This window comes from Marinobacter fuscus (assembly GCF_003007675.1).
GTDB classification, from domain to species: Bacteria; Pseudomonadota; Gammaproteobacteria; order Pseudomonadales; family Oleiphilaceae; genus Marinobacter; species Marinobacter fuscus.
In genome coordinates, this window is sequence record NZ_PXNP01000061.1 from 1 (window position 1) to 1,550 (window position 1,550).

Here is a 1,550-nt window from a genome sequence, read left to right on the forward strand (position 1 = left end):
GAGGTAGGTTTCCAGCAGATCCCGCTGTGGTGCCTGGCGCTTATCCCGTGGAATCATGGCGCTTTCTTCCGGTTTTTGGGCGAAACGGAGAGATTTATGGTGGAAATTATACCCTGAATTCAGGCCAACTTATTGCCTTGATTCAGGTTTTTACTTTTGCAGGGCCGACAAAGTAGTTGATCCAGCCCCGAAGGTACTGGCTGACCTTGAAAAGCTGGTAGTGCATCGACACCCCCCCCAGTTCCGGTTCGTCAGTTCCCGGATACGTTGCTTGAATTTGCGCAGCGTGTCCGGGTGCCAATGGATCTGGGTTCCCTTGAAGGTAAAGCCCAGGAACTTGCTGTCATTGGTTCTGACGACTCGGCTCTTGGCGGTGTTGACCGTCAGTTTCAGGCGGTGTTCGAGGAAGTGGCTGATGCTCGTCAGCACCCGGTCTCCCGCGCGGCGGCTGTTCACCACGATGGTGAAGTCGTCCGCGTAGCGGGCAAACCTATGGCCCCGCCGTTCCAGTTCTTTATCCAGTGGGTCGAGCATAATGTTGGCCAGCAGAGGTGACAACGGGCCACCCTGTGGTACACCTTCCCGACTCTCCAGATAGAGCTGGTTATCGATAACCCCAGCTCGCAGATACCGGGCAATCAGTCCCAACAAACGCTTGTCCCAGACCTTGCGGCCCAGGTGCGTCATCAACAGGTCATGATTGATCTGGTCGAAGAGCTTCGACAGGTCCACATCCATGGTAAAGCGTCTCCCCTCCTTGAGAATGCTTTGTACCCGTCGCACCGCCTGGTGCGCATTTCGACCCGGACGGAAGCCGTAGCTATCCGCTGAAAATCCCGGTTCGAACAGGGGCATCAGGATCTGGGCAATGGCTTGCTGAATCACCCGGTCTGTCACCGTTGGGATGCCAAGCTGGCGCTTGCCACCGTCCGGTTTGTCGATCTCAACCCGCCGTACCGGCGCTGGTTGATAATCACCCGAGCGAATCGACTGCTGGACCACGTTCCAATGGCCAGCCTTTACCCAGGCGGGAAATTCCTCGACGGTCATGCCATCGACACCCGCCGCTCCCTTGTTGGCTCGAACCTGCTTCCAGGCTTGTTGGAGATTAGCCCGGTGCAGTACAGCATCGAGTAGATCTTTACTAAAGGCTGGCTTCGTGGCCGTACGCTGAGCCACGTCATTGCTGGTCGGCATTCGTGTGTTCAAGTCGGTCAAGGCTCCTCCTTTGTTCCCGGTGTTTGGCCCTTCACCCTGTCCTGACCATTACGACGGGCGTTTGGCTACTATGGCCTCTGCTGACTTCTACTCAATCACCGGAAGGGTTACCCCCACCGGCGCTATCGGTGTCCATCTCGTTCGCTCGCAACCGCCGATGGCAACGGCTGCGCCCAGGCTTGATCGACCAGTGGCCTGACTGGTGACTAACCGATCGCTCGTTGAGCAGATCCCGATACGTCGGACCGCCCCAGATAAGAGCATGCACTGTCACTGCACTGCTGCATCATTTACGGTGGCCGTCAGATCACATGGCTTCGTTGTCTTGTGCC

The 1,550-nt window shown here is 57.0% G+C and carries 1 protein-coding gene; it reads right to left on the reverse strand.

Features of this window, described 5'->3' with window-relative positions; all coding sequences use genetic code 11:
- Positions 1–150: 150 nt before the first annotated feature.
- Positions 151–1,218, reverse strand: a complete 1,068-nt coding sequence (gene ltrA, locus C7H09_RS09300) for a group II intron reverse transcriptase/maturase (protein WP_240616548.1) — start codon at positions 1,216–1,218, stop codon at positions 151–153.
- Positions 1,219–1,550: the final 332 nt, after the last annotated feature.